This window comes from Nonomuraea soli, assembly GCF_013761175.1.
GTDB lineage: Bacteria > Actinomycetota > Actinomycetes > Streptosporangiales > Streptosporangiaceae > Nonomuraea > Nonomuraea soli.
In genome coordinates, this window is record NZ_JACDUR010000005.1 from 1042215 (window position 1) to 1066261 (window position 24047).

At 70.0% G+C, this 24047-nt stretch carries 27 protein-coding genes and 1 rRNA gene; 17 read left to right on the forward strand and 11 right to left on the reverse strand.

Annotated features, from left to right (window positions below; genetic code table 11):
- The first annotated feature begins 174 nt into the window (after positions 1-174).
- Positions 175-906, forward strand: a complete 732-nt coding sequence (locus HNR30_RS28065) for a class I SAM-dependent methyltransferase (RefSeq protein WP_181612989.1) — start codon at positions 175-177, stop codon at positions 904-906.
- On the opposite strand, the gene HNR30_RS28070 is transcribed toward HNR30_RS28065, so the two are convergent.
- Together HNR30_RS28070 and HNR30_RS28075 are read right to left on the reverse strand one after the other, a co-directional pair.
- On the reverse strand, positions 903-1235 hold the full coding sequence (locus HNR30_RS28070; protein WP_181612990.1) for a TraR/DksA family transcriptional regulator: 333 nt from the start codon (positions 1233-1235) through the stop codon (positions 903-905). The genes HNR30_RS28065 and HNR30_RS28070 overlap by 4 nt on opposite strands.
- A 136-nt stretch (positions 1236-1371) precedes the next feature.
- Complete coding sequence (locus HNR30_RS28075) at positions 1372-2118, reverse strand: SOS response-associated peptidase (protein ID WP_181612991.1); 747 nt, start codon at positions 2116-2118, stop codon at positions 1372-1374.
- 94 nt (positions 2119-2212) lie between these two features.
- On the opposite strand from HNR30_RS28075, the gene HNR30_RS28080 reads away from it, so the two are divergent.
- From HNR30_RS28080 to HNR30_RS28100, 5 genes are read left to right on the forward strand one after another with little or no spacing between them, the layout of a single operon-like run.
- Complete coding sequence (locus tag HNR30_RS28080; RefSeq protein WP_181612992.1) at positions 2213-2851, forward strand: Uma2 family endonuclease; 639 nt, start codon at positions 2213-2215, stop codon at positions 2849-2851.
- Between the two features lie 36 nt (positions 2852-2887).
- Positions 2888-4144 carry a 3-phosphoshikimate 1-carboxyvinyltransferase gene (gene aroA, locus HNR30_RS28085; protein ID WP_181612993.1) on the forward strand — a complete coding sequence of 419 codons (1257 nt, stop codon included), beginning with the start codon at positions 2888-2890 and terminating at the stop codon, positions 4142-4144.
- A 1-nt stretch (position 4145) separates the two neighbouring features.
- The gene (gene rsgA / locus HNR30_RS28090) at positions 4146-5153 is read left to right on the forward strand and encodes a ribosome small subunit-dependent GTPase A (RefSeq protein WP_181613104.1); all 1008 of its coding nucleotides are present in this window, start codon (positions 4146-4148) and stop codon (positions 5151-5153) included.
- Positions 5154-5177: 24 nt separating this feature from the next.
- Positions 5178-5852 carry a helix-turn-helix transcriptional regulator gene (locus HNR30_RS50310; RefSeq protein ID WP_181612994.1) on the forward strand — a complete coding sequence of 225 codons (675 nt, stop codon included), beginning with the start codon at positions 5178-5180 and terminating at the stop codon, positions 5850-5852.
- Between the two features lie 47 nt (positions 5853-5899).
- Complete coding sequence (locus HNR30_RS28100) at positions 5900-6913, forward strand: flavin-containing monooxygenase (RefSeq protein WP_181612995.1); 1014 nt, start codon at positions 5900-5902, stop codon at positions 6911-6913.
- On the opposite strand, the gene HNR30_RS28105 is transcribed toward HNR30_RS28100, so the two are convergent.
- The gene (locus HNR30_RS28105; RefSeq protein ID WP_181612996.1) at positions 6879-7322 is read right to left on the reverse strand and encodes a DUF4442 domain-containing protein; all 444 of its coding nucleotides are present in this window, start codon (positions 7320-7322) and stop codon (positions 6879-6881) included. The genes HNR30_RS28100 and HNR30_RS28105 overlap by 35 nt on opposite strands.
- A gap of 96 nt (positions 7323-7418) precedes the next feature.
- On the opposite strand from HNR30_RS28105, the gene HNR30_RS28110 reads away from it, so the two are divergent.
- Both HNR30_RS28110 and hisN read left to right on the forward strand, forming a co-directional pair.
- A complete protein-coding gene (locus tag HNR30_RS28110) occupies positions 7419-7856 on the forward strand; it encodes a peptidase inhibitor family I36 protein (protein WP_181612997.1) in 438 nt (145 codons plus the stop codon).
- A 73-nt stretch (positions 7857-7929) separates the two neighbouring features.
- Positions 7930-8724, forward strand: a complete 795-nt coding sequence (gene hisN / locus HNR30_RS28115) for a histidinol-phosphatase (RefSeq protein WP_181612998.1) — start codon at positions 7930-7932, stop codon at positions 8722-8724.
- Here the strand turns inward: hisN and HNR30_RS28120 are convergent.
- From HNR30_RS28120 to HNR30_RS28135, 4 genes are read right to left on the reverse strand one after another with little or no spacing between them, the layout of a single operon-like run.
- Positions 8702-10705 carry a YhgE/Pip family protein gene (locus HNR30_RS28120; RefSeq protein ID WP_181612999.1) on the reverse strand — a complete coding sequence of 668 codons (2004 nt, stop codon included), beginning with the start codon at positions 10703-10705 and terminating at the stop codon, positions 8702-8704. The genes hisN and HNR30_RS28120 overlap by 23 nt on opposite strands.
- On the reverse strand, positions 10692-11294 hold the full coding sequence (locus tag HNR30_RS28125) for an ATP-binding cassette domain-containing protein (RefSeq protein WP_181613000.1): 603 nt from the start codon (positions 11292-11294) through the stop codon (positions 10692-10694). The genes HNR30_RS28120 and HNR30_RS28125 overlap by 14 nt, the downstream gene beginning before the upstream one ends.
- 23 nt (positions 11295-11317) lie before the next feature.
- Positions 11318-12031: a fructosamine kinase family protein gene (locus HNR30_RS28130; RefSeq protein WP_181613001.1), complete on the reverse strand. Its 714-nt coding sequence runs from the start codon at positions 12029-12031 to the stop codon at positions 11318-11320.
- Positions 12028-12468, reverse strand: a complete 441-nt coding sequence (locus HNR30_RS28135) for a low molecular weight protein-tyrosine-phosphatase (protein WP_246379219.1) — start codon at positions 12466-12468, stop codon at positions 12028-12030. Before HNR30_RS28135 ends, HNR30_RS28130 begins: the two co-directional genes overlap by 4 nt.
- A 128-nt stretch (positions 12469-12596) precedes the next feature.
- Here HNR30_RS28135 and HNR30_RS28140 point away from each other — a divergent pair, with 128 nt between their 5' ends.
- Genes HNR30_RS28140 through HNR30_RS28160 form a run of 5 tightly spaced genes read left to right on the forward strand, consistent with a single transcriptional unit; the run spans position 12597 to position 16967 of the window.
- A complete protein-coding gene (locus tag HNR30_RS28140; RefSeq protein WP_220134015.1) occupies positions 12597-13610 on the forward strand; it encodes a PstS family phosphate ABC transporter substrate-binding protein in 1014 nt (337 codons plus the stop codon).
- Complete coding sequence (gene pstC, locus HNR30_RS28145; protein ID WP_181613003.1) at positions 13610-14551, forward strand: phosphate ABC transporter permease subunit PstC; 942 nt, start codon at positions 13610-13612, stop codon at positions 14549-14551. The genes HNR30_RS28140 and pstC overlap by 1 nt, the downstream gene beginning before the upstream one ends.
- The gene (gene pstA / locus HNR30_RS28150) at positions 14551-15441 is read left to right on the forward strand and encodes a phosphate ABC transporter permease PstA (protein WP_181613004.1); all 891 of its coding nucleotides are present in this window, start codon (positions 14551-14553) and stop codon (positions 15439-15441) included. The genes pstC and pstA overlap by 1 nt, the downstream gene beginning before the upstream one ends.
- 30 nt (positions 15442-15471) lie before the next feature.
- Positions 15472-16299, forward strand: a complete 828-nt coding sequence (pstB, locus tag HNR30_RS28155; protein ID WP_246379528.1) for a phosphate ABC transporter ATP-binding protein PstB — start codon at positions 15472-15474, stop codon at positions 16297-16299.
- Positions 16299-16967 (forward strand): response regulator transcription factor, encoded by a 669-nt coding sequence (locus HNR30_RS28160; protein ID WP_181613006.1) that lies wholly within the window; start codon positions 16299-16301, stop codon positions 16965-16967. The genes pstB and HNR30_RS28160 overlap by 1 nt, the downstream gene beginning before the upstream one ends.
- Here HNR30_RS28160 and HNR30_RS28165 read toward each other — a convergent pair.
- Entirely contained in the window at positions 16942-17760 is an 819-nt protein-coding gene (locus HNR30_RS28165) for a serine hydrolase (RefSeq protein ID WP_220134016.1), read from the reverse strand. The two genes, HNR30_RS28160 and HNR30_RS28165, sit on opposite strands and share 26 nt — an antisense overlap.
- A gap of 34 nt (positions 17761-17794) precedes the next feature.
- Positions 17795-18670 carry a phenylalanine 4-monooxygenase gene (locus tag HNR30_RS28170; protein ID WP_181613007.1) on the reverse strand — a complete coding sequence of 292 codons (876 nt, stop codon included), beginning with the start codon at positions 18668-18670 and terminating at the stop codon, positions 17795-17797.
- A 121-nt stretch (positions 18671-18791) separates the two neighbouring features.
- Here HNR30_RS28170 and HNR30_RS28175 point away from each other — a divergent pair, with 121 nt between their 5' ends.
- Positions 18792-19253: an Lrp/AsnC family transcriptional regulator gene (locus tag HNR30_RS28175; RefSeq protein ID WP_181613008.1), complete on the forward strand. Its 462-nt coding sequence runs from the start codon at positions 18792-18794 to the stop codon at positions 19251-19253.
- Here the strand turns inward: HNR30_RS28175 and HNR30_RS28180 are convergent.
- A complete protein-coding gene (locus HNR30_RS28180) occupies positions 19245-20234 on the reverse strand; it encodes a LacI family DNA-binding transcriptional regulator (RefSeq protein ID WP_181613009.1) in 990 nt (329 codons plus the stop codon). The genes HNR30_RS28175 and HNR30_RS28180 overlap by 9 nt on opposite strands.
- Before the next feature lie 144 nt (positions 20235-20378).
- Between HNR30_RS28180 and HNR30_RS28185 the strand changes: the two genes are divergently transcribed.
- From HNR30_RS28185 to HNR30_RS28195, 3 genes are all read left to right on the forward strand, one after another.
- Positions 20379-22046 (forward strand): discoidin domain-containing protein, encoded by a 1668-nt coding sequence (locus HNR30_RS28185; protein ID WP_181613010.1) that lies wholly within the window; start codon positions 20379-20381, stop codon positions 22044-22046.
- 62 nt (positions 22047-22108) lie between these two features.
- Positions 22109-23341 carry a DUF1996 domain-containing protein gene (locus tag HNR30_RS28190; protein WP_312894680.1) on the forward strand — a complete coding sequence of 411 codons (1233 nt, stop codon included), beginning with the start codon at positions 22109-22111 and terminating at the stop codon, positions 23339-23341.
- On the forward strand, positions 23338-23901 hold the full coding sequence (locus HNR30_RS28195) for a DUF305 domain-containing protein (protein ID WP_181613012.1): 564 nt from the start codon (positions 23338-23340) through the stop codon (positions 23899-23901). Before HNR30_RS28190 ends, HNR30_RS28195 begins: the two co-directional genes overlap by 4 nt.
- 55 nt (positions 23902-23956) lie before the next feature.
- On the opposite strand, the gene rrf is transcribed toward HNR30_RS28195, so the two are convergent.
- Positions 23957-24047, reverse strand: a 5S ribosomal RNA gene (gene rrf, locus HNR30_RS28200); the annotation flags it as partial.

Below are 24047 nucleotides of genomic sequence, written 5' to 3' on the forward strand. Positions count from 1 at the left end.
CCGTACTCAGGGGAGGATACCCGTTCCCTGGGGTCGACCAATGTGAGCATGGTTGTCGCAACACACCCGCGTCGGAGCTTGTTCCCGCAAGATGGAAGGTGACGAACGACCCGGTGCGGGGAAAACCTATACGTACCGGCTGGTAGCCAAATCCTTAACCTCCAGGAGTCGCGTGTGCTGCCCATTCCGGCCGAGGAGCTGAACGGCTCAGGGACGCTCGGGCCGTACTGGACCTTCTACCGGGCCGTCGTCGCCGAGCAGCTGGCCCGCTGGCTGCCCGCGAGCCCCGCGGTGGTGCTCGACCTGTCCGGCGGCCGTGGCCGCTGGTCGGGCCAGGTGGCCAGGGCGGGGCACCGGGTGATCGAGGTGCTGGACTTCCGCCGCGCCGAACCTCGCCCGCACGACACGCGCGTGTGCCGGGTGCGCGCCGACGACCTGTCGTTCCTGCCCGACGCGTCGGTCGACGCCGTCGTGGCCGAGGAGCGCGCGATGTCGATCGAGCTGATGGCCGAGTCGGCGATGAGCGACGTGGCGCGCGTGCTGCGCCCCGGAGGCCGCGCCCTGGTCTGCGTCGACTCGCTGGTGCTCGGCATGGCCATCCTGGCCGAGCAGGAACGCTGGGAGCACCTGCGGGTCAACGGTGAGGTCATGCTCGTGCCGTGGCCCGACGGGAGCATCACCCGGTGCTTCAGCAGCGGTCAGCTGCGCGAGCTGCTCATGGGCGTGGGCCTCCAGGTCGACTGGGTCCGGCCGCGCACCGTGTTGTCACCGTCGACCGTCGATCACGTCCTGGCCTCCGATTCCCGCTCGCTGGCATGGCTGGTGCGCACCGAGCTGGAGGCCCATCCCGACGACGACGACACCGTGGGCATCCACCTGGTGGCCAGCGCGACGAAGGTGGGCTAGCGCCGCCTCTCGCGCTTCGACTGGCACTGCACGCACCTGGCGGCCTCGGGACGGGCCTCCAGGCGGCCCTCGGGCACCGGCTTGGCGCAGTCGACGCAGCTGCCGTACGTGCCCTCCTCGACCCGCTTGATCGCGTCGACCACGGACCTGCGCTGCGCCGTCGCCACCGCCAGCATCGCCTGCACGCGGTCGGCGTCGGTCAGGTCGGCGCCGGCGTCGGCGGCGGAGCGCTCCCGCACGGCCACCGGGTCTCCCCGGAGCACGGCGATGGATCGGTCGATGTCCGCGAGCATGCTCTCCAGTCGCTCACGAGCGGTCGTGACATCCACGAGTCCGCACCTCCGGGTGGTGTATGGGGGGCAGCCCGGCAGCGGGGCTCCCCGGTAGACCCGCCCGGCACTGGTAAGCGCAGTGTTTCGCTTTGCTCACCGAATGCCCAGTTGGAATGGGTCTTACACCGCTTGTTTAGAAAAGCGCCACTTCTTCTTCAGGAGGCAAAGGCTTGATGAGGTCCGGCCCGTTGTTGCGCACGTTGTTGACGTCGGTGGAGACCGGATAGGCCACGAGCCTGCCCGCGTCGGCGGGCACCAGCAGGCCTCCGGCCGTCTTCGGATCGGTGAGCTTCGGATCCAGCCAGTCGCCCCACTTCGCGGGCTCGATCATCATCGGCATGCGGTCGTGGATGCGCCCCGCCTCGTCCTCGCCGGTCGTCGTGATGACCGTGCACGTCACCATCCACCGCAGCGGATCGTCCTCGTCGCGCGTCTTGTCCTGCCAGAACTCGTACAACCCCGCCATGGCCAGCACGCCGCCGTCCTCGGGGTGGATGAAGTAGGGCTGTTTCTTCTTCTTGTCGCCCTCGACCGGCATCCACTCGAAGTAGCCGTCGGCCGGGATCAGGCACCTGCGCTTGGCGAACGCCTGACGGAACGACGGCTTCTCGGCCACCGTCTCCAGGCGGGCGTTGATCATCTTGGAGCCGATCGACGGGTCCTTGGCCCACACGGGGACCAGCCCCCACTTGACGACCCGCAACTGCCTGACCGCCCGCTCGGCCTCCTTCGGCACGCGGGACATGACCGCGTAGACCTTCTTGGTCGGGGCCACGTTGTAGTCGGGTGAGAGCTCGACCTCAGGGTCACCGTCGAGCTCGACCTGGAACTCCTCGAGGAGCTCGTGCTTCTTTCTCGCTGACGCGTATCGGCCGCACATGTCACCACACTGCCATGGACGGCTTTCGCTCGCATGTGCGAGGAGGGTCTGGGAAACTCAGAGTATCGAGAGGGACACGAAGGGATACGGATCCATGGTCACCACCGCTTCTCGCAAGACCCGCACCCGTTCCATGCCGGCCGCCGAGCCGGAGGAGTCCGTCACGATGCCCGCCCCCCAGCCTCAGCCCGAGCTGACCACCCTCCGAGAGGTCTACGACGCCCTCGTGGACCGCACCGGGCTCCGGGCCGAGATCATCAACGGAAGGTTGATAGTGAGCCCCCTAGGCACCCCCGACCACCAGGACCATGTCGGCGCGATCTACTCCGCCCTGCGCACCCGCGCTCTGGAGAAGGGCTGGAAGATCTATCCGGGCCTTGACATCTGCATGGACGGCAGCCGTGATCCGTACTCGCCGGATCTCGTCATCGCGCCGACCGACGCTCCCCGGTGGGGAGGCAGGGAGCTCCTGGCCAGCGGCCTCATCCTGGTCGGCGAAGTGGTGTCGAAGGGCAGCATCACCGACGACCGCGAACACAAGCGCGACGCCTACGCCAAGGCCGGAATCCCGCTCTACCTCCTGGTCGACTCGCTCGCCACCCCGCCCACCGTCACGATCTTCAGCGAGCCCAAGACCGACCGCTACACCGTCTCCGCCCTCGCCACGATGGGCGACCCCCTCCCCGTCCCCGAGCCCGTCGACTTCACGATCGACACAGCGATCTTCCTCTGACGGGCCCGCGAGCCGAGGCCCAGTAAGCTTTACCCCATGTCCGCTCCACTCTGGCCCGCCCCCACGGCGACCGCGCCCGTGACCGCCACGGTCCCGCTGCCGGGATCCAAGTCGGTGACCAACCGCGCGCTGCTCCTGGCCGCGCTGGCCGACGGCCCGGGTGTCGTACGGCAGGCGCTCCGCAGCCGTGACGCCGACCTCATGGTCCACGCGCTCACCGCGCTCGGCGCCGGCTTCAGCGAGGAGCGCGACGACTACCACATCGTCCCCGGCCCCGTCCGCGGCGGCGTGAGCATCGACGTCGGCCTGGCCGGCACCGTGATGCGGTTCGTGCCCCCGATGGCCGCCCTCGCCGACGGCGAGGTGCGCTTCGACGGCGACCCCCACGCGCGCAAGCGCCCCATGGGCCCCCTGCTCGACGCTCTGCGCGCGCTCGGCGCGCACGTCGACAACGACGCTCTTCCCTTCACCCTGCGCGGCCCCGTGCGGGGCGGCGAGGTCACGATCGACGCGTCGGCCTCCTCTCAGCTCGTCTCGGGGCTGATGCTGACGGGCGCCCGCTTCGACAAGGGCGTCACCATCAGGCACGCGGGCGAGCCGGTGCCGTCGATGCCGCACATCGCGATGACGGTGCAGATGCTGCGTGCCGCCGGGGTGACGGTCGACGACAGTGTGAAGGACGTCTGGCACGTCGAGCCCGGCCCGATCGCCGCCCGTGATCTCGTGGTCGAGCCCGACCTGTCCAACGCGGCGCCGTTCCTGGCCGCCGCGATGATCTCCGGCGGCACGGTGATCATCCCCGCCTGGCCGTACGAAACCACGCAGCCCGGCGATTCGCTGCGCCATCTGCTGGCCGAGATGGGCGCCGAGGTCTCGCTCGACGACTCGGGCCTGCGCGTGACGGGCACGGGCGCGGTGTCGGGCATCGACGCCGACCTGCACGAGGTGGGCGAGCTCACCCCGACCGTGGCCGCGCTGGCCGCCCTGGCCGGCTCGCCCAGCAGGCTGCGCGGCATCGCGCACCTGCGCGGGCACGAGACCGACCGGCTCAAGGCGCTGGTCACCGAGATCAACCTGCTGGGCGGCGACGCCGAGGAGACCGCCGACGGCCTGCTGATCCGTCCGCGCGCCCTGCACGGCGGCGTCTTCCACACCTACGACGACCACCGCATGGCCACCGCGGGAGCGGTGATCGGGCTGCGCGTGCCGGGTGTCGAGGTGGAGAACATCGCGACGACGGGTAAGACCCTTCCCGAGTTCGCCCGAATGTGGGCCCGGATGTTGGGGGATTGACCTGCGTCGCAGGGAGTACGACGAGGACGACGTACGGGTCAGGCCGGGCAAGGGATCGAGGCCGCGGACCCGGATCCGTCCTGCGCACGAAGACGCCGTCGAGGGGTTCGTGGTCGCCGTCGACCGGGGCCGCTACACCTGCCTGGTGACCTCGGGCAAGGGCAAGCGCGCCCAGTCGCGCACGGTCATGGCGATGAAGGCGCGCGAGCTGGGACGCAAGGGCATCGTGGTCGGCGACCGGGTGGCCCTGGTCGGCGACGTGTCGGGCGCCGTCGACACGCTCGCCAGGGTCGTCCGGGTCGAGGAGCGCCGCTCGATGCTGCGCCGCTCGGCCGACGACACCGACGACGGCATCGAGCGCCCGATCGTCGCCAACGCCGACCAGCTCGTGATCGTCACCGCGCTGGCCGATCCGCCGCCGCGCCCGCGCATGATCGACCGCATGCTGGTGGCCGCCTTCGACGCCGAGATCGAGCCGCTGCTCTGCCTGACCAAGTCGGACCTGGCCGACCCCGAGGAGCTGGTCGCCCAGTACTCCCCTCTCGACGTGCCGTACGTCGTGGTCCACAAGGGCGGCTCCCTCGACGAGCTGCGCTCGCACCTGACGAACCGCATCAGCGTGCTCGTCGGCCACTCGGGGGTGGGCAAGTCGACGCTGGTCAACGTGCTCGTCCCCGACGCCAACCGGGCGGTCTCCCACGTCAACGCCGTCACCGGGCGCGGCAGGCACACCTCCACCTCGGCGGTCGCGCTGCAGTTGCCCGAGGGCGGGTGGATCATCGACACGCCCGGCGTGCGCAGCTTCGGGCTGGCCCACATCTCCGTGGAGACCGTGCTCGCCTCCTTCCCCGACCTCAACGAGGGCACGGTCGGGTGCCCCAAGGGCTGCACCCACCTCGACGCGGCGTGCGCGCTCGACGCGTGGGTGGCCGCCGGCCACGCCGACCCGGCCAGGCTCGCCTCCTTGCGCCGCCTGCTGTCCAGCCGCGACGGCGCGCCCGAGGTCTGACGGCCGGTGGGCTGGCGGGGATGGGTGACGGTCGCGCCCGGCCGGCTGCTGTTCGGCGGCCGGATCGGCCCGGCCGACCTGCACGTCCACTACGCGGCGCAGTTACTGGTGGGCAGCGGCCTGGTGCTGCATGACGCCGACGGCGCCGAGGTGCGGTGCGACGCGGCGCTGATCCCGCCGAACGTCCCGCACGCCATCGTCGCCGACGAGGGCGAGGGCCTGCTGGCGCTCGTCGATCCGGCGTCGGGCCGCGTGCCGCGGTCGTCATCGGGCGCCGGGAGCTGGCCGCTCGACCTGCGGGCGCCGGCGAACGACCTGGCCGCGCTCCAGGCCGTCGTGACCGGCGTCTTCGGCCCCGCTGGACCGGGTCCGCGCCATCCGGCCCTGGTGGCGGCGATCGCGGCCCTGCCCGGCCTGCTGCACGAGCGGGTACGGCTGGCGGACGTGGCCCGCCTGGCGGGTGTGTCGCAGAGCCGGCTGTCGCACCTGTTCACCGAGGAGCTCGGCCTGCCCTTCCGCCCCTACGTGCTGTGGGCGCGGCTGCACAGGGCGCTGGCCTCGCTCGCGGAGGGGTTCTCGCTGACCGAGGCCGCCCACGCGGCGGGTTTCTCGGACGCCGCCCACATGACCAGGACGTTCAGGCGCATGATGGGCTCGCCGCCGTCGGCCCTGGCGGCGGGCGTGCGCTGGCTGCAGTAGCAGGTTCGTTCAAGCCACGGACCGGGCGCCGGGGCGAGCCTGGTCCCATGACGGATTTCCTGATCATCGGAGCCGGTCAGGCCGGGCTCGCCATGGCGCGCGAGCTGCGGCTGGCCGGCGCCGACGTGCTGCTTCTCGACGAACGTTCCAAGGTCGGCCAGTCGTGGCGCGAGCGGTGGGACTCGCTGCGGCTGTTCACCTCCGCGCGCCACAGCGCCCTGCCCGGCCTGCCCTTTCCCGGCCCCGCCGACGCCTATCCCGCCAAGGACGAGGTCGCCGACTATCTGGCCGCCTACGCCGAGCACTTCTCCCTGCCGATCCGCCACGACACGAAGGTGCTCGGGCTGAGCCGTACGGCAGGCGGCGGGTTCCTGGCGACGACCGCGACGGGCGATGTGACGGCCCGCTCCGTGATCGTCGCCACGGGCCCCTTCCAGCGTCCGCGCATCCCGCCGATCGACGTGCCGCCGGGCGTCGTGGCGATCCACAGCTCCGCCTACACGGGCGTGCGGGACCTGCCGGGCGGCTCGGTGCTCGTGGCCGGAGCGGGCAACTCCGGCGTGCAGATCGCCGAGGAACTGGCCAGGGCTGGGCGGAGGGTCACGCTGGCGGTGGGCAGGCGCATGACGGTGCTGCCGCAGCGGGTGTTCGGCCGCGACGTGTTCGGCCTGCTCGACCGGCTGGGCACCATGCGGGCCCCGGCCTCCGGCCTGGTGGGCGGGATCGTCCGGCGGCGCGAACCGCTGATCGGGCTGGGCCCCGGCGGGCTGCGCAAGCTTGGCGTCGAGGTGACGGGAAGGGTCACGTCGGTCACCGGCGTGGACGCCGTGGTGTGGGCGACCGGCTTCCGCCAGGACTTCTCCTGGATCGACGTCCCCGGCGCCCTCGACGCGGGCAGGCCGGTCCACGACGAGGGGCTCGGATGTGTCCCGGGCCTAGCCTTCATCGGCCTGCCCTATCTGCGCAACCGGGGTTCGGCCCTGCTCGGCTGGGTCGGCGAGGACGCGGCCGCGCTGGCGGGGCGCCTCATCGGTTCGGGCGGAGCGTCCAGTCGACGGTGAGCTCGCTGACGACGACGCCGTCGGCGTTGCGCAGCTCCACGGCCACCTCGAACGTGGGCCGCTTGCCCGCGTCGAGGAGCTCCAGGACCGCCGCCCGGTCGGCCCGCACGTGGGCGGTGGCGACGATCTCGCCGAGGGCCAGCTTCAGGTACTTCACCGTCGAGACGGTCACCAGCGGCGTGGCACGGGAGAGCTGGTCGGCGAAGAGCGAGAGCATGGCCGCCCCCGAGGCCGACTCGGCCAGGGTGAACAGCGCCCCCGCGTGCGGCCCGCCCACGTGGTTGCGCAGGTCGGGACGGTCGGCGACCCGGCAGACGGCCACGCCGTCGGCGACCGAGTCGAAGGTGATGCCGAGCGTGCGCGCGAAGGGCACGGTCTCCAGCAGGAGCGCGCCAACGTCTGTCGTCATGGCCCAATGCTACTCGCGAGTAACCGATTCTCCGTCTAGCAAAAGTTGATCTCTGCGGTTATGGTCGAACGGAAAGAAAGCTTCATCCATGGAGGTATGGTGGGCAAGAAGTTTCACGTACTGGCCTTACCGATCGCCGCGGTCGCCCTGGCCGCCCTGAGCGCACCCGCCCAGGCGGCAGAGGGCTACGACCGGTGCCAGGAGGGCTACTACTGCCTCTTCTCCGGCCTCGACGGCACGGGCGACATCGTCCAGCTGCAGGGCAACACCCCCAACCTGGCCGCCCTGGGCATGGGCGACCGCGCCAAGTCCGACTGGAACCGCACCGACACGCTCATCCATCTGCACACCCAGCCCGACTACGGCGGCTGCACGGCCGTCACGAGCCCACGGGGCAAGGGCAACTTCTACATCACCTTCCGCGACGCCTTCGACTCCGTCCGCTTCGGCGGACCCAACGGTCCCTCCTGCTCGATCTGGGAGGACGACGAATACCTGGTCAAGCGCGCGGCGGCCACCGACTCGCACGGCTGATCCCCGCCGGTGCCCTTCGGCACGCCCGAAGGGCACTAGGTATGTCCGGGTTGGCGCGATAGCGTGACATCTCGTGACGGGTTACAGCGACGACCTACGCCTCGCGCATGTCATGGCGGACGCCGCCGATAACCTCACCATGCGCCGGTTCAAGGCAGTCGACCTCAAGGTCGAGACCAAGCCCGACCTCACCCCGGTCAGCGACGCCGACCGCACCGTCGAGGAGGCGATCAGGGGCACCCTCAGGAGGGCCAGACCCCGCGACGCGGTCATCGGCGAGGAGTTCGGCAACACCGGCTGGGGCGCCAGGTCATGGGTGATCGACCCGATCGACGGCACCAAGAACTACGTGCGCGGCGTGCCCGTCTGGGCGACGCTCATCGCGCTGATGGACCACGGCAGGGTGGTCGTCGGCCTCGTGTCGGCCCCCGCCCTGGGCAGGCGCTGGTGGGCGGCCAAGGGCGGCGGCTCCTGGACCGGCAGGAGCCTGACCAAGGCCACCCGCATGAACGTCTCCAAGGTCTCCAAGCTGGAGGACGCCTCCTTCTCCTACTCCAGCTTCGGCGGCTGGGAGGAGCAGGGCAGGCTCGACAACTTCCTCGACCTCAACAGGGCCTGCTGGCGCACCAGGGCCTACGGCGACTTCTGGTCCCACATGATGGTCGCCGAGGGTGCGGTGGACCTGTCGGCCGAGCCCGAGCTGTCACCGTGGGACATCGCCGCCCTGACCGTGATCGTGGAGGAGGCCGGCGGGCGCTGGACGGGGCTCGACGGCGGCACCGGGCTGGAAGGCGGCAGCCTGGTGTGCACCAACGGCCTGCTGCACGACGAGGTCCTGGGCAGGCTCACAACTCCAAGGTTGGTTTGAACCGCTCCATGTTCCAGACCCGCTGCCTGCTGACCATGACGACGATCAGCGCCAGCGCGGTCAGGAAGAACCCGGCCAGCACGGCGACCGAGTGCCAGGTGATGTCGGGATTGCCGCCGGAGATCGTCACCCGCAGGGCGCTGATCAGGTAACTCATCGGCAGCAGCGGATGGAGAGCCACCAGGGGGCCGGGCAGGGTCGGCACCGGGAAGAGCCCGCCGCTGGCGACGAGCTGCAGGATGAGCAGGACCAGCGCGACGGCCGCGCCCGCCCCGCCGATCGCCACCCGCAGGAGCTGGATCAGCGTCGCGAACGTCGCCATCCCCAGCGCCATGAGCCCGATCGTTCCCGGCACGTTGACCGGATCCAGCCCCAGGCCCAGATCGACGACGCCGTACAGGAGCAGCGCGGCGGCCTGGCCGACCATCGCCACGGGCAACCACGCCGACAGGGCCACCGTGAGCGCCCCCGCGCCAGAGGCCAGCGCCCGGGAGCCGACCGGGTGGAGCATCAGGAACGCGACGACGCCGAAGACCCACAACGAGATCGGGATGAAGAACGGCGCCAGCCCCCGGCCGTAGGAGTCGGCGGCGTGCACGTTGGTCAGCCGCACGTCGACCGGGTCGGCCAGCGTGCTCGACGAAGAGGAGTCGAGCGTGGGCAGCTCGCCGCGGCCCTCCTCGATGCCGTCGACGAGCTTGCCCGTGCCGTCCTTGAGCTGCCCGAGCCCGGAGCTGAGCTGCTCGGCGCCGCCGAGGAGGGTGCCGACCCCGCTGTCCAGGGCCTTGGCGCCCTTGGCCACCAGCCGGGCGCCGTCGTCGAGTTTCTGGATGTCACGGGCGCCCCTGGCGATCCTGCGCTGCAGCGCGGGCACCTCGCGCTTGAGCGCGGCGATCTCCCGCGCCACGTGGGAGACCTCGTTGTCGAGTGCCCCCGCGAGGCGGGCGATCCTGGCCGCCTCCATGGCCAGCAGCTCGGCGAAGTCGAGCAGGTCGTGCACCAGGGGGCTCATCGCGGGCGTGAACAGGAAGTCGTCGCTGGCGTCCGGGTTGAGCGGCAGGCCGAGCAGCCGTTTCTTCTCCTCGGCGATCCACACGGAGATCCGGTCGCAGAGCCGGTAGAGGATGTCGGCCACCGCGCGCGCGATCCGCGCGATCTCCCGCGCGCCCGCCGCGCCGATGCCCGTGATCTTCGCGGCGAGCTGGGCGATCCGGTTGGCCCGGTCGGCCACGATCGGCAGCTCGCGCATGGCCAGCTCGGCGAGCGGCTGGGCGATCCTGTTGAGCTTGTCGACACCCGCGGACACCGCGGCGGCGCCGGGCGCGAGCGCGGCCGTCCCCGCCTTGATCTTCTCGACTCCCTGGACGAGCTCCCTGCCGCCCTCGTCGGCCGAAGCGGCGCCCCTGTCGAGCTCGCGGGCGCCCTTCTCCAGCTCGTCGAGGCCCTCCTCCGCCTTGTCGAGCCCCTCGAAGGCGGCGTCGAAGTACGCCTCCACCGCGGCGGCGTTGACCTTCTCGTGCAGCTCGGACTGGGCCACCTTGGCCATGGTCCCGACCACGTAGTTGTTGCCGTCGTCCGCCTGGATGGTCATGGTCGCCCGCTCGGCCGTGCCGTTCGCGGCGCTGGAGACCTTGGCGCTGAAGTCGGCGGGGACCGTGATGATCAGGAAGTAGCGTCCCTCGCGCTGACCTCGCTGAGCTTCCGCGGCGCTGACATAGTGCCACTGGAACTGGGGGTCGTCCTTCAGCTCGTCGACGAAGTCCTGCCCGGCGTGGACCTGCTTGCCCTTCACCGTGACCGGCACGTCCTCGTTGACCACGGCCACGGGGATCTGGTCCGCCTTGCCGTACGGGTCCCAGTTGGCCCACAGGTAGGTGGCGCCGTACAACAACGGCACGATCAGCAGGAAGGCCAGCCCAGCCCGCTGCAGCGGCTTGCGGAATCGGCGCAGCTCGAACAGGGCCAGGTCAAGCACGCGCACAGCGGACCCATCCGTCGGCCAGGCCGCGCGCGGGAGCCTCCTCGACCGTGGAGGCCACGATCGTCGCGCCCGCGTCGCACGCCCGGCGCAGCGCCAGCCACACCTGCTCCTGCCGGTCGGTCGCGGTGTTGTCGTGCACGTCGTCGAGCACCACGACGGGCTTGCCCGCCATCAGCCCGAGCGCCGCGCAGAGCAGGGTCCGGTCTGCGGCGTCGAGTTCCTCTGTGAGCTCCTTCTCCGGAGCGTTCCATCCCAGTGCCGAGCAGGCCCGGCCGAACGCATCCTTGCCGACACGCTCCAGCCGCCTGCGCTCGCGGGCGTGCTCCCCCACCCGCAGCTCCGGCGTCAGGTCGATCGGCGGGCGCACCCGCGCCACCGCCACCTTCCCGCGCACGGACCTGGCCCCGTCGACGGTCAGCTCGCCGCGGGTGACCTTCATCCGCCCGGCCAGAGCGAGCAGGAAACACGACCGCCCCGAGTCGGAGGGGCCGACGACCGCGACCAGGGAGCCGGGCGGCGCCTCCAGCGACAACCCCTGGAAGATCCAGTGGCCGTGCTTGCGAAGTCCCAGCTCCACAGCTCTGATCACAGTGACCATACTGTCACTCGGAGTTAGAGAAGCCTCGTAACCGCGCTGATCAGGCTCTCTCGGTACCCTCCGCCGAAGAGCACCACATGTACGGCGAGCGGATGCAGCTGGTGCAGGGGCACCCGGTCACGCCATCCGTCGGCGAGCGGTGACACCTCCTGGTATGCCGCCAGGATCCGGTCCAGGTGGGGCGCGCCGAACAGCGCCAGCATGGCCAGATCCGTCTCGCGGTGCCCGCCGTGCGCGGCCGCGTCGATGAGCACGCCCCTGCCGCCCGACCAGAGCACGTTGCCGTTCCACAGGTCGCCGTGGATGCGGGCGGGCGGCTCGGCGGGGACGTCGTGGGCTCGTCGCAGCGCTCGCTCGAAGGGCGCCGGGTCCAGGCCCGCCTGCCGCACGAAAGGAAGCACCCGCTGCGAGGCGTAGAAGGCAGGCCAGTCGGAGGCGGGTGTGTTGTCCATGGGCAGCGGCCCGATGAAGCCCGGCCAGCCGGCGCCGAAGGCCGGCGCTCCCCGCGCGTGGGTGGCCGCCAGGTCACGCCCGAAACGTTCGGCCGCGGCTGCCGTCGGAGGCTCCGGTTCGACCCACTCGACCGCGATGTGCCGCTCGTCGGCGGAGATCACGGGAACCGCGATCGGGCCGAGCCAGCGTAGCCCCGCGGCCTCGGAGGTGAACAACGGGGAAACAGGACCTGACTTGACGAAGACCTCCCGGCCATCGCCGAGGGTGCGCCTCATCGGTGGTGTTCGATGTACTTGGCCAGCCCCCGTGAGGCCGCCTCCACCATGCGCAGCACCTCGTCGAATCCCTCCTGCCCGCCGTAGTAGGGGTCGGGCACCTCGGCGCCCTCCGGCGCGTCGGGGTCGAAGGAGCGAAACAGCCTCGCGCCGCGCGGCAGGCGCCGCAGATTGTCCTTGTCCATGGCCAGGACCAGGTCGTATTCGCCGATGCGGAAGTGCTGGGCCCGGTGCGCGGAGCCGTCGTAGCCCGCCTCGGCGAGGGTGGCCAGCGCCCGTGAGTCCATGGGACCGCCCACGTGCCAGTCGCCGGTGCCTGCGCTCTCGACCACGACGTCGTCCAGTCCGTGCTCCTCAAGGGTACGCCTGAGCACCACTTCGGCCATGGGAGAGCGGCAGATGTTGCCCATGCACACCAGGATGACTCGATAGCTCATGTGATCCATCTTGCCTGTTCAAAACGCTTCCGCCGCCGGTCATGGCTCGTTTCATTGCCGTTCACTTTGCCCGGCTTGTATCAGGACGTAACGAAAAACGGGATCTCATACGGAGAAGGACACATACCGTGACCAGTGGACAGCGCCGCCTTCTTGGGGTGGCGACGGCAGCCCTCGTCGTTTCCCTCAGCGCGGCGGCCTGTGGCGGCAACGCGAAGCCCAGCGGCGAGAGCACCTCGGCCGCCGCCCCCGCCGAGAGCGGCAGCGCCGCCGCCCCCGCCGCGCTCAGCGGCGAGGTCAAGGTTGACGGCTCCAGCACCGTCGCCCCGCTCACCCAGGCCGCATCCGAGCTCTTCGGCGAGGAGCAGCCCCAGGTCAAGGTGCCGGTCGGCACCTCAGGCACGGGCGGTGGCTTCGAGAAGTTCTGCGCCGGCGAGACGGACATCTCTGACGCCTCCCGCGCCATCAAGGACGAAGAGAAGGCCGCCTGCGAGGCCAAGGGCATCAAGTTCACCGAGCTGACGGTGGCCACCGACGCCCTGACCGTGGTCGTGCCCAAGGAGAACACCTGGGCCACCTGCCTGACCACCGACCAGCTCAAGAAGATGTGGGAGCCGGGCGCCGAGGGCAAGGTCAACAGCTGGAAGGACATCGACGCCAAGTTCCCCGACGAGCCGCTCAAGCTGTACGGCCCGGGCACCGACTCCGGCACCTTCGACTACTTCACCGACGCGATCAACGGCGAGGAGGGCGCCAGCCGCAAGGACTACAGCCCCTCCGAGAACGACAACGACATCGTCAACGGCGTCAAGGGCGCCAAGGGCGGCCTGGGCTACTTCGGCTTCACCTACTTCGAGGAGAACGCCGACACCCTGACCGCGGTGCAGGTCGACTCCGGCAAGGGCTGCGTCGCCCCGAGCGTCGAGACCGCCCAGAACGGCACCTACGCCCCGCTCTCGCGGCCGCTGTTCATCTACCCGTCGGCCGCCGCGACCAAGCGTCCCGAGGTCGCCGCCTTCCTCGACTTCTACGTCGGCAACATCGGCGCCATCGCCAAGGACGCCAAGTTCGTCCCGCTCAACGCCGAGCAGGAGGCCAAGCTCAAGTCCGACCTGCAGGCCCTGAAGGGCCTGGCGGGCTGATGTCCGCACAGCACAGGGCGACCGCGACGGGGACCGGCAGGTCCCTGGCGCGGTCGCGCCCGCGTTACGGGGAGCAGGCCATCAAGGTCGTGCTCATGCTCGCGGCGCTGGTGTCGGTGGCCACCACGGTGGGCATCGTCTTCGCGCTGGCGGAGCCGACCATCGAGTTCTTCTCCGAGGTCAGCCTGGCCCAGTTCTTCGGCTCGACCGAGTGGGGCCCGCTGTTCAAGCCGGCGCACTTCGGCGTCTGGCCGATCATCGTGGCCACCCTGGAGATCACGCTCATCGCCATCATCGTGGCCGTGCCGCTCGGCCTGGCCGCCGCGATCTACCTGTCGGAGTACGCCTCCCGCAGGGTCCGCAAGATCTTCAAGCCGGTCCTGGAGGTCCTGGCCGGCGTGCCCACCGTGGTCTTCGGCTTCTTCGCCCTGACCCTGGTCACGCCCCTGCTGCAGGATGTCTTCCCCTGGCTCGGCCTGGAGCCGAAGAACGCGCTGAGCGCGGGCCTGCTGGTCGGCGTCATGATCATCCCGATCATCGCCTCGATGTCCGAGGACGCCATGGCCGCGGTGCCCAACGGTCTGCGCGAGGGCTCCTTCGCCCTGGGCGCCTCCAAGATGCTCACCTCGGTGCGCGTCGTGGTGCCCGCCGCCTTCTCCGGCATCGTCGCCGCCATCATCCTGGCGATCTCGCGGGCCGCCGGCGAGACGATGATCGTCGCCATCGCCGCGGGCTTCAAGTCGGTCTTCACGCTTGACCCCACGCAGGAGATGTCGACGATGGCCGCCTTCATCGCCCAGGCGGGCTCGGGTGACGCCTCCACCGGCTCGATCGCCTACAAGACCATCTTCGCGGTCGGCTCGCTGCTGTTCCTCATGACCTTCGCCATGAACTGGTTCAGCGCGCGAATGGTCCAGAAATATCGCGAGGTCTACGACTGATGGCCATCCTCACCACCCCCAAGTCGGCCGTCCAGCTCGCCGGTCAGGGCCGCCCGCTGCGGGAGCACGTCTTCCGCATCGCCCTGCTGTCCAGCCTGGTGATCGCGCTCGGCTTCCTGGCCCTGCTGCTCGTCTACGTGGTCCAGGACGGCTGGCCGCGCCTCGACTCGGCTCTCTGGGAGAACCAGCCCTCGATCAGGCGGCCGGAGACGGCCGGTATCCAGTCGGGCATCTTCGGCACACTCTGGATCATCGCCCTGACCGCCCTCATGGCGCTGCCGACCGGCATCCTGGCCGCGGTCTACCTGGAGGAGTACGCCGACAAGACCAAGTGGTACAACCGCCTGATCGAGCTGAACATCTCGAACCTGGCGGCCGTGCCCTCGATCGTCTACGGCATCCTCGGCCTCGGCCTCATCGCCCGGTGGATGCAGTTCGGCTTCACCGTGATGACCGGCGCGATGACCATCTCGCTGCTGGTGCTGCCGATCGTCATCATCTCCGCCCGCGAGGCCATCAAGGCCGTGCCGCCCTCCATCCGCGAGGGCTCGCTGGCGTTGGGCGCCACCCAGTGGCAGACCATCTGGCGCCAGGTGCTGCCCGCCGCCGTGCCCGGCATGGCGACCGGCTCCATCCTGGCCCTGTCGCGCGCGATCGGCGAGGCCGCGCCCTTCCTGATGCTGGGCGCCGCGACTCTCGTGCGCTTCAACCCGGAGGGCGTCTGGAGCAGCTTCACCGTGCTGCCCATCCAGATCTACTCCTTCATCAGCCAGTCGCGTGAGGAGTTCCACGTCCTGGCCGCCGCGGCCATCGTGATCCTGCTCGCGATCCTGCTGCTCATGAACTCCGTGGCCATCTGGCTCCGTAACCGCTACCAGAAGCGGTGGTGAGAGGACGCAATGTCTGAGATTGGAATCTCGATGCCGAACGTGACCGTCCGGGGTCCGGAGGCGCCCCGCAACCTGGAGTCGCTCGACCCGGTCTTCCAGGTGGAGGACCTCAGCGTCTTCTACGGCGACTACGAGGCCGTGCGCAACGTCGACATGACGATCGGCAACCGGGAGATCACCGCCATGATCGGCCCGTCGGGATGCGGCAAGTCGACCGTGCTGCGGTGCTTCAACCGCATGAACGACCTCATCCCCGGCGCCCGCGCCGCAGGCAAGATCACCTACCACGGCGAGGACCTCTACGGCGACCACGTCGACCCGATCGAGGTGCGCCGCCGGATCGGCATGGTCTTCCAGAAGCCCAACCCCTTCCCTAAGTCGATCTACGACAACATCGCCTACGGCCCGCGGGTCAACGGCATGAAGGGCAAGATGGACGACCTGGTCGAGCAGGCGCTCACCCAGGCCGCCCTGTGGGACGAGGTCAAGGACAAGCTGAAGCAGAACGCGCTCTCCCTGTCGGGAGGCCAGCAGCAGCGTCTGTGCATCGCCCGCGCGATCGCGGTCAAGCCGGAAGTCATCCTCATGGACGAGCCCTGCTCGGCCCTGGACCCGATCGCCACCACCAAGATCGAGGACCTGATGCAGGAGCTGTCGCGCGACTACACGATCGTGATCGTCACGCACAACATGCAGCAGGCCGCCCGCGTCTCCGACCGCACCGCCTTCTTCACCGCCGAGGTCGACGAGGCGGGCGTACGGCACGGCCGTCTGGTGGAGTTCGACGAGACCAGCCGGATCTTCACCAACCCCGCCGACAAGCGGACCGAGGACTACATCACGGGGCGCTTCGGCTGATGGCTTCCGAGATGCCCGTCCTGCTGGTGGCCGATCCCGACGAGGACATCGTCAAGGAACTGGCCGCCTCCCTGGAACGCGAGGGTGTCTCGGTCACCGGCGTGCGCGACGGCGCACAGGCGTTGCTCCAGGCTGGAGCATTACAGCCGGACGTGGTGCTCGTGGCGGCCACGTTGCCGGTCATCGGGGCAGTGGATTTCGTACGAGCGGTACGGCTCTCGCGTGCCGTACCGGTCCTGCTCGGCGTCGGCGAGGGGCACGCCGAGAAGGCGGTCCAGGCGCTGGCCGCGGGTGCGTCGGCCTGCGTGGCCCGGCCCTACCGCGTGCCCGAGCTGTTGCCCTTCATCCAGGCCTCGCCCCGCGTGCTCGCGATCGGCGGGGTCGAGCTGGATGTGGTCGGGCACCAGGTGCGGGTCGCCGGGCGTGCCGTGCACCTGCCGCTGCGCGAGTTCGAGCTGCTGCACTACCTGATGCGCAACGCCGACAGGACGGTCACGCGCGACCAGATCATGCGGCACGTGTGGAACTCCGTGGAGGGCGGTTCGACCAACACGATCGCGGTGCACGTCAAGCGGCTGCGCGCGCGGCTCGGCGACCACGAGGACAAGCTCATCCAGACCGTGCGGGGCGTGGGCTACCGGCTCAGCAAGAGCGGAAATGCGGCATGATCCGGCGGACCACGCCCTCGACCGTCGCGATGCCGTCGGCCGCCTCGGCGCTGCCCTCGGTGAGGACCGCCACGGCGTAGCGCTCGCCGATCAGCCCGACGCTGACCACCGCCCACTTCTTGGTGGAGATCCGCTTCAGCCAGCCGTTCTTCAGTGACGTGTCCTGGCCCTTGCAGGCTCCGGCGCGGACGCCCCAGTCCTGGCCGTCGACGACGTCGCCCATCAGGCGCCGGACCTGCCGCCTGTCGGCCTCCGCCAGGGGGCTCCCGGGGCTGACGAGCGCGTTCATCAGGCGCACCTGGTCGTCGGCGCTGGTGCGGGTGATGCCCCAGCAGTACAGGTCGAGGCAGTCGCCCGGAACGCCCGCGGTGTGCTTGAGCCCGAACTTCCTGCCCGCCCTGGTGAAGCCCGCCGCGCCCCCGATACGCAGCCAGAGCCGGTCGGCGGCGTGGTTGTCGCTGTGGCGGATCATGATGTCGGCGTCGTGCTTCGCCGCCTTGTCGAGCTTGCTCCAGGGCGTCTTCAGCAGCAGGGCCATGAGGATCTGCGCCTTGGCCGCGCTCGCGGTGATCATCCGCTCGTGGCGGTGGTAGCGGTAGATCTTGCGCGTCTTCAGGTCCCAGACCGTCGCCGTCACCGGTCCTGGACGGCCGGCGAGGAACGAGTCGAGGCGTTTGGTCACCGTTTTCGCGCTGACCGGCGGGGCGTGCGTCCCGGCGGCCGGTTTCGCGCCGGCCGGCGGCACGTGCATTCCGGTGACCGCCAGGACTCCCGCGAGCGCCACGTGAAGCATGCCTGTTTGATGCTCGAAGTGGCGCCCGGGTTCGTCAGGCGAGGCGGGCGATCGAGTCGTCGTCGCAGCTGTCCCAGAAGCCGCCGACCACGTCCTCCAGATGCTCCAGGGACTCGGCCCTGAACAGCACGTCCTGGTACTTGGTGATGTCGTAGGCGGTGGTGCCCATCTCCCTGATGTCGAGATCCCGGATGTCCATGCCGCGGAACTCCTCGATCTCGCCGTAGGACGACAGGATGCCCGCGCCGTAGGCCCGCAGCTCGTTGTGCTCGGTCATGACGCCGAACTCGAGCGTGAACCAGAAGATCTTGGAGATGAACTCCAGCGCCTCGTCGGTCTCCACCCTGCGCGCCGCCTGGCCCGCCTTGCGGTACAACGCCGCGTACCGGTCGCTCGCCAGCGCGTTGGCATGGCCGATGACCTCGTGGATGACGTCGGGCTCAGGGGTGTAGAACGGCACAGAATGGTGGCGGATGTACTGCGTCGAGTGGAAGTATCCGTCGGCCAGCACGCCGTAGAAGGTCCGCAGCGGCACCAGCCCGGCCGCCGGCAGGTAGCGGAAGCCGGTCAGCGGTTCGAGCAGCTCGCTCACCTCCTGCAGCTGCGGGATGCGGTCCTGCGGGAGCCCGAGGCGCTCGGCGGCGTCCACGTACTCCTGCGGCGCGTACTTGCGGTGCTTGATCTTGAGCTCGCGGGTGACGCTCGCCCAGACCTCGTGCTCCTGCTCGGTGTACTCCGCGGCCGGGATCGGCTCGCCCACGGTGTGGTTGACCGCCAGGGCGGCGATCGTGTTGCGCCGGGCCCGGTAGACCTCGTCGGCGAAGCCCGGGTGGCTCTTGGAGAGCTCGACCACCACGCCGCCGTCTTCCGTCGTGGCCACCGGAGCGAAATACTGCGCTTCCTCGAACATGTCGTAAATCACAGCAATATCCCATGCGGGCTGGCAAGAGTGACCAGTTCTCCTGCACGATTCGCCCAATTTCGTACGGTGAAGCCTTTCTTTCGCTGGTCGAATCGACCAGGCTTGCCTCATGGACCAGTTGGACGTCCGCCTGCTCACCACCATGCGCGCCCACCCGCGGATCGGGCTGACCGAGCTCGCCCGCCTCCTCGGCGTCGCCCGCGGCACCGTGCAGGCCCGCGTCGAGAAGCTCACCGCCGGAGGGGTCATCACCGACTTCGGCCCGACCGTCTCGGTGCACCACGCCGGCTACCCGATCCTGGCCTTCGTCTCGCTGCAGATCGCCCAGGGCAGGCTCGCCGAGGCGGTGATCGCGCTGCGTGCCGTACCCGAGATCCTCGAGGTGCACGGCACCAGCGGGCAGCACGACCTGCTGTGCCGCGTGGTCGCGCGCAGCACCGAGCACCTGCAGGAGGTCATCGCCACCGTGCTGGCCTCCCCTGCCGTCCAGCGCACCGACACCACGATCGCCCTGTCGACGCAGATCCCCTTCCGGATCGAGCCGCTGCTGGGCGCGGCTGTTTCAGGCTGACTCCCTGATCACCAGGTCGCACGGCATCACCACCGACTCCTGCGCTCCCTCCTCGAACAGGTCGAGCAGCAACTCGACCGTCGCCAGCGCCTGGGCGTCCATCGGGCTGCGCACGGTCGTCAGCGGCGGCGCGGTGTACTGCGCCGCCTCGATGTCGTCGAACCCGACCACCGCCACGTCGTCGGGCACCCTGCGACCGTGCTTGCGCAGCACGTGGAGCGCGCCGATCGCCATCAGGTCGTTGGCGGCGAAGACGGCGTCGAGCTGCGGATCGTCCTGGAGTAGCTGGTCCATGGCCTCGGCGCCCGAGATGCGGGTGAAGTCGCCCAGCGCCATCATCGACCGGCAGCCCGCCTCCCGCACCGCGCCGTTGTAGCCGGCCAGGCGCTCCTGCGAGGCGATCAGGTCCATCGGCCCGGTGATCGTGGCCACGCGGCGCCTGCCCAGCCCGAGCAGGTGCCGTACGGCCAGCCCCGCGCCGCCCTCGTTGTCGTTCTCGACGTACGGCACCGCCGCCGAGCTGCGGCCGAACGACACCATCGGCACCCGTTTCCTGGCCAGCATGTACGGCAGCGGATCCGCGCCGTGCAACGAGACCAGCATGACCCCGTCGACGTGCCCGGCCACGACGTAGCGCTCGACCCGCTCGCGGCTCTCGTCGGAGCCCGCCAGCATGAGCACGACCTGCTTGCCCGCCGCCTCCAGCGCGCGGCTGGCCGTACGCACCACGGCCGCGAAGAGCGGATCGTCCGACACCAGCCCCTTGGGCGGATCGGAGACCACCAGGGCGACCGCGTCCGTGCGGCGGGTCACCAGGTTGCGTGCCGCGGCGTTCGGCACATAGCCCAGCTCGCCGACGGCGTCGAGCACCGCCTCACGGATGCGGGGCGCGACCGTGCTCACGCCGTTGATCACTCGCGACACGGTCGACTTGGACACGCCGGCGCGTGCCGCGACCGCGTCAAGGGTCGGACGCTGCATGGGTCTCCTTCGGGGAGCGCTCCCCGAAGGTTACACCCGTAGCCCTGCAATGTTCCATCCCCGTTAATTGGGCCTTGACAGCTGTCAGAGCGATGGCGGACCGTACTCGCTCAGGGAGCGCTCTCTCGACGCTAGGAGAACCGCATGAGACGCCCGCTGATCCTTCTGCTGCTGGCGCTGGTCGCCGGCTTACTCTCCGCTCCACCCGCCCACGCCGCGCCACCCCTGTCCCAGGGCAAGCCCGCGACCGCCTCCTCCGTCGAGGCGGCGCCCTTCGGCCCCGCCAACGCCGTCGACGGCGACCCCGGCACCCGCTGGTCGAGCGCCTTCTCCGACCCGCAATGGCTGACCGTCGACCTCGGCGCCACCGCCTCCATCACCAGCGTCGTCCTCAACTGGGAGACCGCCTACGCCTCGGCCTTCCGCCTGCAGACCTCGCCCGACAACAGCACCTGGACCACGATCCACACCACGACGTCCTCCACCGGCGGCGTCCAGACGATCAACGTCACCGGCTCCGGCCGCTACGTGCGCCTGTACGCCGACACCCGCGCCACCGCCTGGGGCGTCTCCCTCTGGGAGTTCCAGGTGCACGCCGGCGGCACCTCCGGCGAACAGCTGCTGTCGTACGGCAAGCCGGGCACCGCCTCCTCCTCCCAGCACGACGGCAACTGCTGGGAGTGCACTCCCGCCAGAGCCTTCGACCTCGACCCCGCCTCCCGCTGGGCGACGAGCTCCACCAGCGGCTGGGTGGACCCCGGCTGGATCGCCGTCGACCTCGGCGCCACCGCGCAGATCACCAAGGTCGTCCTGCAGTGGGATCCCGCCTACGCCAGGTCGTACCAGATCCAGGTCTCCCTCAACGGCACCGACTGGACCCCGATCTACTCCACGACCACCAGCACCGGCTTCAAGCAGGTCCTCAACGTCACCGGCACCGGCCGCCACGTGCGCATGTACGGCACGCAGCGCTCCTCCGCCTACGGCTACTCCCTCTGGGAGTTCCAGGTGTACGGCACCGGCGGCGCCCCCACCGCCCCGCCGCCCAGCCCGCCCGACCCGCGCAACCCCATGCAGCTCGTCTGGAGCGACGAGTTCAACGGCGCCGCCGGCACCACCCCCGACCCCGCCAAGTGGCGCGCCGACCCGGGCACCGGGCCCAACAACGAGCTCGAGTACTACACCGACCACCGCAACGCCGCCATGAACGGCAGCGGGCAACTGGTCCTCGAAGCACGCCGCGAGACCACGCCAGGCTCGTCCTGCCCCGGCGGGACCTGCCAGTACACCTCGGCCAGGATGAACACCGGCACCAAGTTCCACTTCACCTACGGCCGCGTCGAAGCGCGCGTCAAGGTGCCCAAGGGCAACGGGCTGTGGCCGGCGTTCTGGATGATGGGCGCCGACTTCCTCACCGGGCGGCCGTGGCCGTACAACGGGGAGATCGACATCCTGGAGGTGCTGGGGAAGGACACCAAGACGTCGTACTCCACCGTGCACGCGCCCGCGTACAACGGCGGTGGCGGCATCGGAGCGCCGTACACCCTGCCCGGCGGGGCGGACTTCGCCGACGACTTCCACGTGTGGGCAGCCACCTGGGACAGCAAGGGGATCACGTACACGCTCGACGGCCGGACGGTGTTCACCCTCGACAAGGCCCAGGTCGAGGCCACCCGGGGGCCTTGGGTGTTCGACCATCCGTTCTACATCATCCTGAACCTGGCCGTCGGCGGTGACTGGCCGGGGCCGCCGGACGCGTCTACGCCGTTCCCGGCGCGGATGCTCGTCGACTACGTGCGGGTGTACCAGTGATGGCGCGGCTTCGTGCACGCTCCGGAGCACCAGTCATGGGGCGGCTTCGTGCACGGTCCGGTGTGTACCGGCGCCTCGGCCGGGTCGCGGCGCTGGTGATCCTGCTGGTCGCGGCGCTGGCCGTGCCCGTGCAGACGGCCAGCGCGGCGCCGATCTCCCAGGGCCGCTCAGCCACCGCCTCCTCCGTGGAGAGCGCGGCCACCTCCGCGGCCGCCGCCGTCGACGGCGACCCCGGCACCCGCTGGTCCAGCGCCTTCGCCGACCCCCAGTGGCTCGCCGTCGACCTGGGCTCCTCCGTCACCATCGCCCGCGTCGTCCTCAACTGGGAGGCCGCCTACGCGAGCGCCTTCCGCCTGGAGGTCTCACCCAACGGCACCACCTGGACCTCCGTCTACTCGACGACCACCGGCGCCGGCGGCGTGCAGTCGGTGGACGTCACCGCGACCGCCCGCTACATCCGCCTCTACGCGGAGCGCCGGGCCACCCCCTGGGGCGTCTCGCTCTGGGAGTTCGAGGTGTACGGCACGGCGGGCAACATCGTCAGGGTCGCCGAGTTCCTGGCCGACTGCCCGTTCACCCACCGCCTCCCCGACGATCCCATCATCTTCCCCGGCCTGCCCGGCGCCTCCCACATGCACAGCTTCTTCGGCAACCGCACCGCCAACGCACATTCCACCGTCGCGACACTGCTCGCCTCCACGAGCAACTGCGACCCCGCCGAAGACCTGTCGTCGTACTGGGTTCCGACCCTGTACGCCGACGGGGCGCCCGTGGAACCCACCGGCACGACCTTCTACTACCTCGGCGAAGGCGTCGCCGACTCGGTGATCGCCAGGATCCAGCCGCTGCCGCTGGGCCTGCGCATCGTCGCCGGCAACGCCAAGGCCACCGGGCCCGACGACACGACGATCTCCCGATGGTCATGCCTGCACGCCGGCCACGTCGGATCGTCGAAGGACTTCGTGAACTGCCCACCTGGCACGATGCTGGAGTCGTACCTGGACTTCCCGCAGTGCTGGAACGGACGGGATCTCGACTCTCCCGACCACAAGAGCCACATGGCCTATCCGGTCGCAGGGCAATGCCCTTCCACGCACCCGGTGCCGGTGCCCAAACTCCGCCAGGTGCTGCGGTATCCGGTGAACGGCGACCCCGCGCGGTTCCGGCTGGCTTCCGGGGGCGGGTTCACGATGCACGGCGACTTCTTCAACGCCTGGCCGGAGGCGGAGATGGAGCGGCGGGTGCGTGACTGCATCCGGCCGATCATCAAGTGCGGCGCCAACGGGCGTCCGTGAGTGTTGTGGTTCCTTCGTTGATGCGCCAGGCGGGCCGGTTCACGGCCTGCCTGGCCACCGTGGTCGTCCTTGGTACGGCGTGCAAAGGTACGCCGGCAACTTCCACCTCAGTTTTGTCTGCCACTTTGTCTGCCACGGACGTCGCGTGGGCCGAGCTGATGATCCCAATGAACGAGCAGGCACTACGCCTCATGGCCCTGATACCCGAACGAACCTCCAGCACCGAGTTGAGGGACCTCGCCGGCAAGCTCGCTCCCGCTCACCGCACCGAGCTCGAACGGCTGCGGGAACTGCTCTCCGGGCAGCCGGCCACCAACCCTCACGAGGGTCACGACATGCCCGGCATGATGACCGCCGCGAAGCTTCGGCAGGTGGAAGCGCTGGAAGGGCGAGCCTTCGAGCGGGCGGCCGTCGACGGGTTGCGGGCTCATCTGGAGCAGTCGTCACAGGTGTGTGCTGGGGAGGTGAGCGCAGGAGCGCATCCGAAGGCCGTCGCACTGGCCGCCCAGATGCGGAAGGCACGGGGCGACGCGCTTCGTGCCGCGCCGTTCAGCCCGTGAAACGCAGAAAGGCCCGCACCGGGACACCCCGGGCGGGCCTTTCTGATCAATATTTGTGCGGCGGCGACCTACTCTCCCACACCCTGGCGAGTGCAGTACCATCGGCGCAGAGAAGCTTAACTTCCGGGTTCGGAATGTAACCGGGT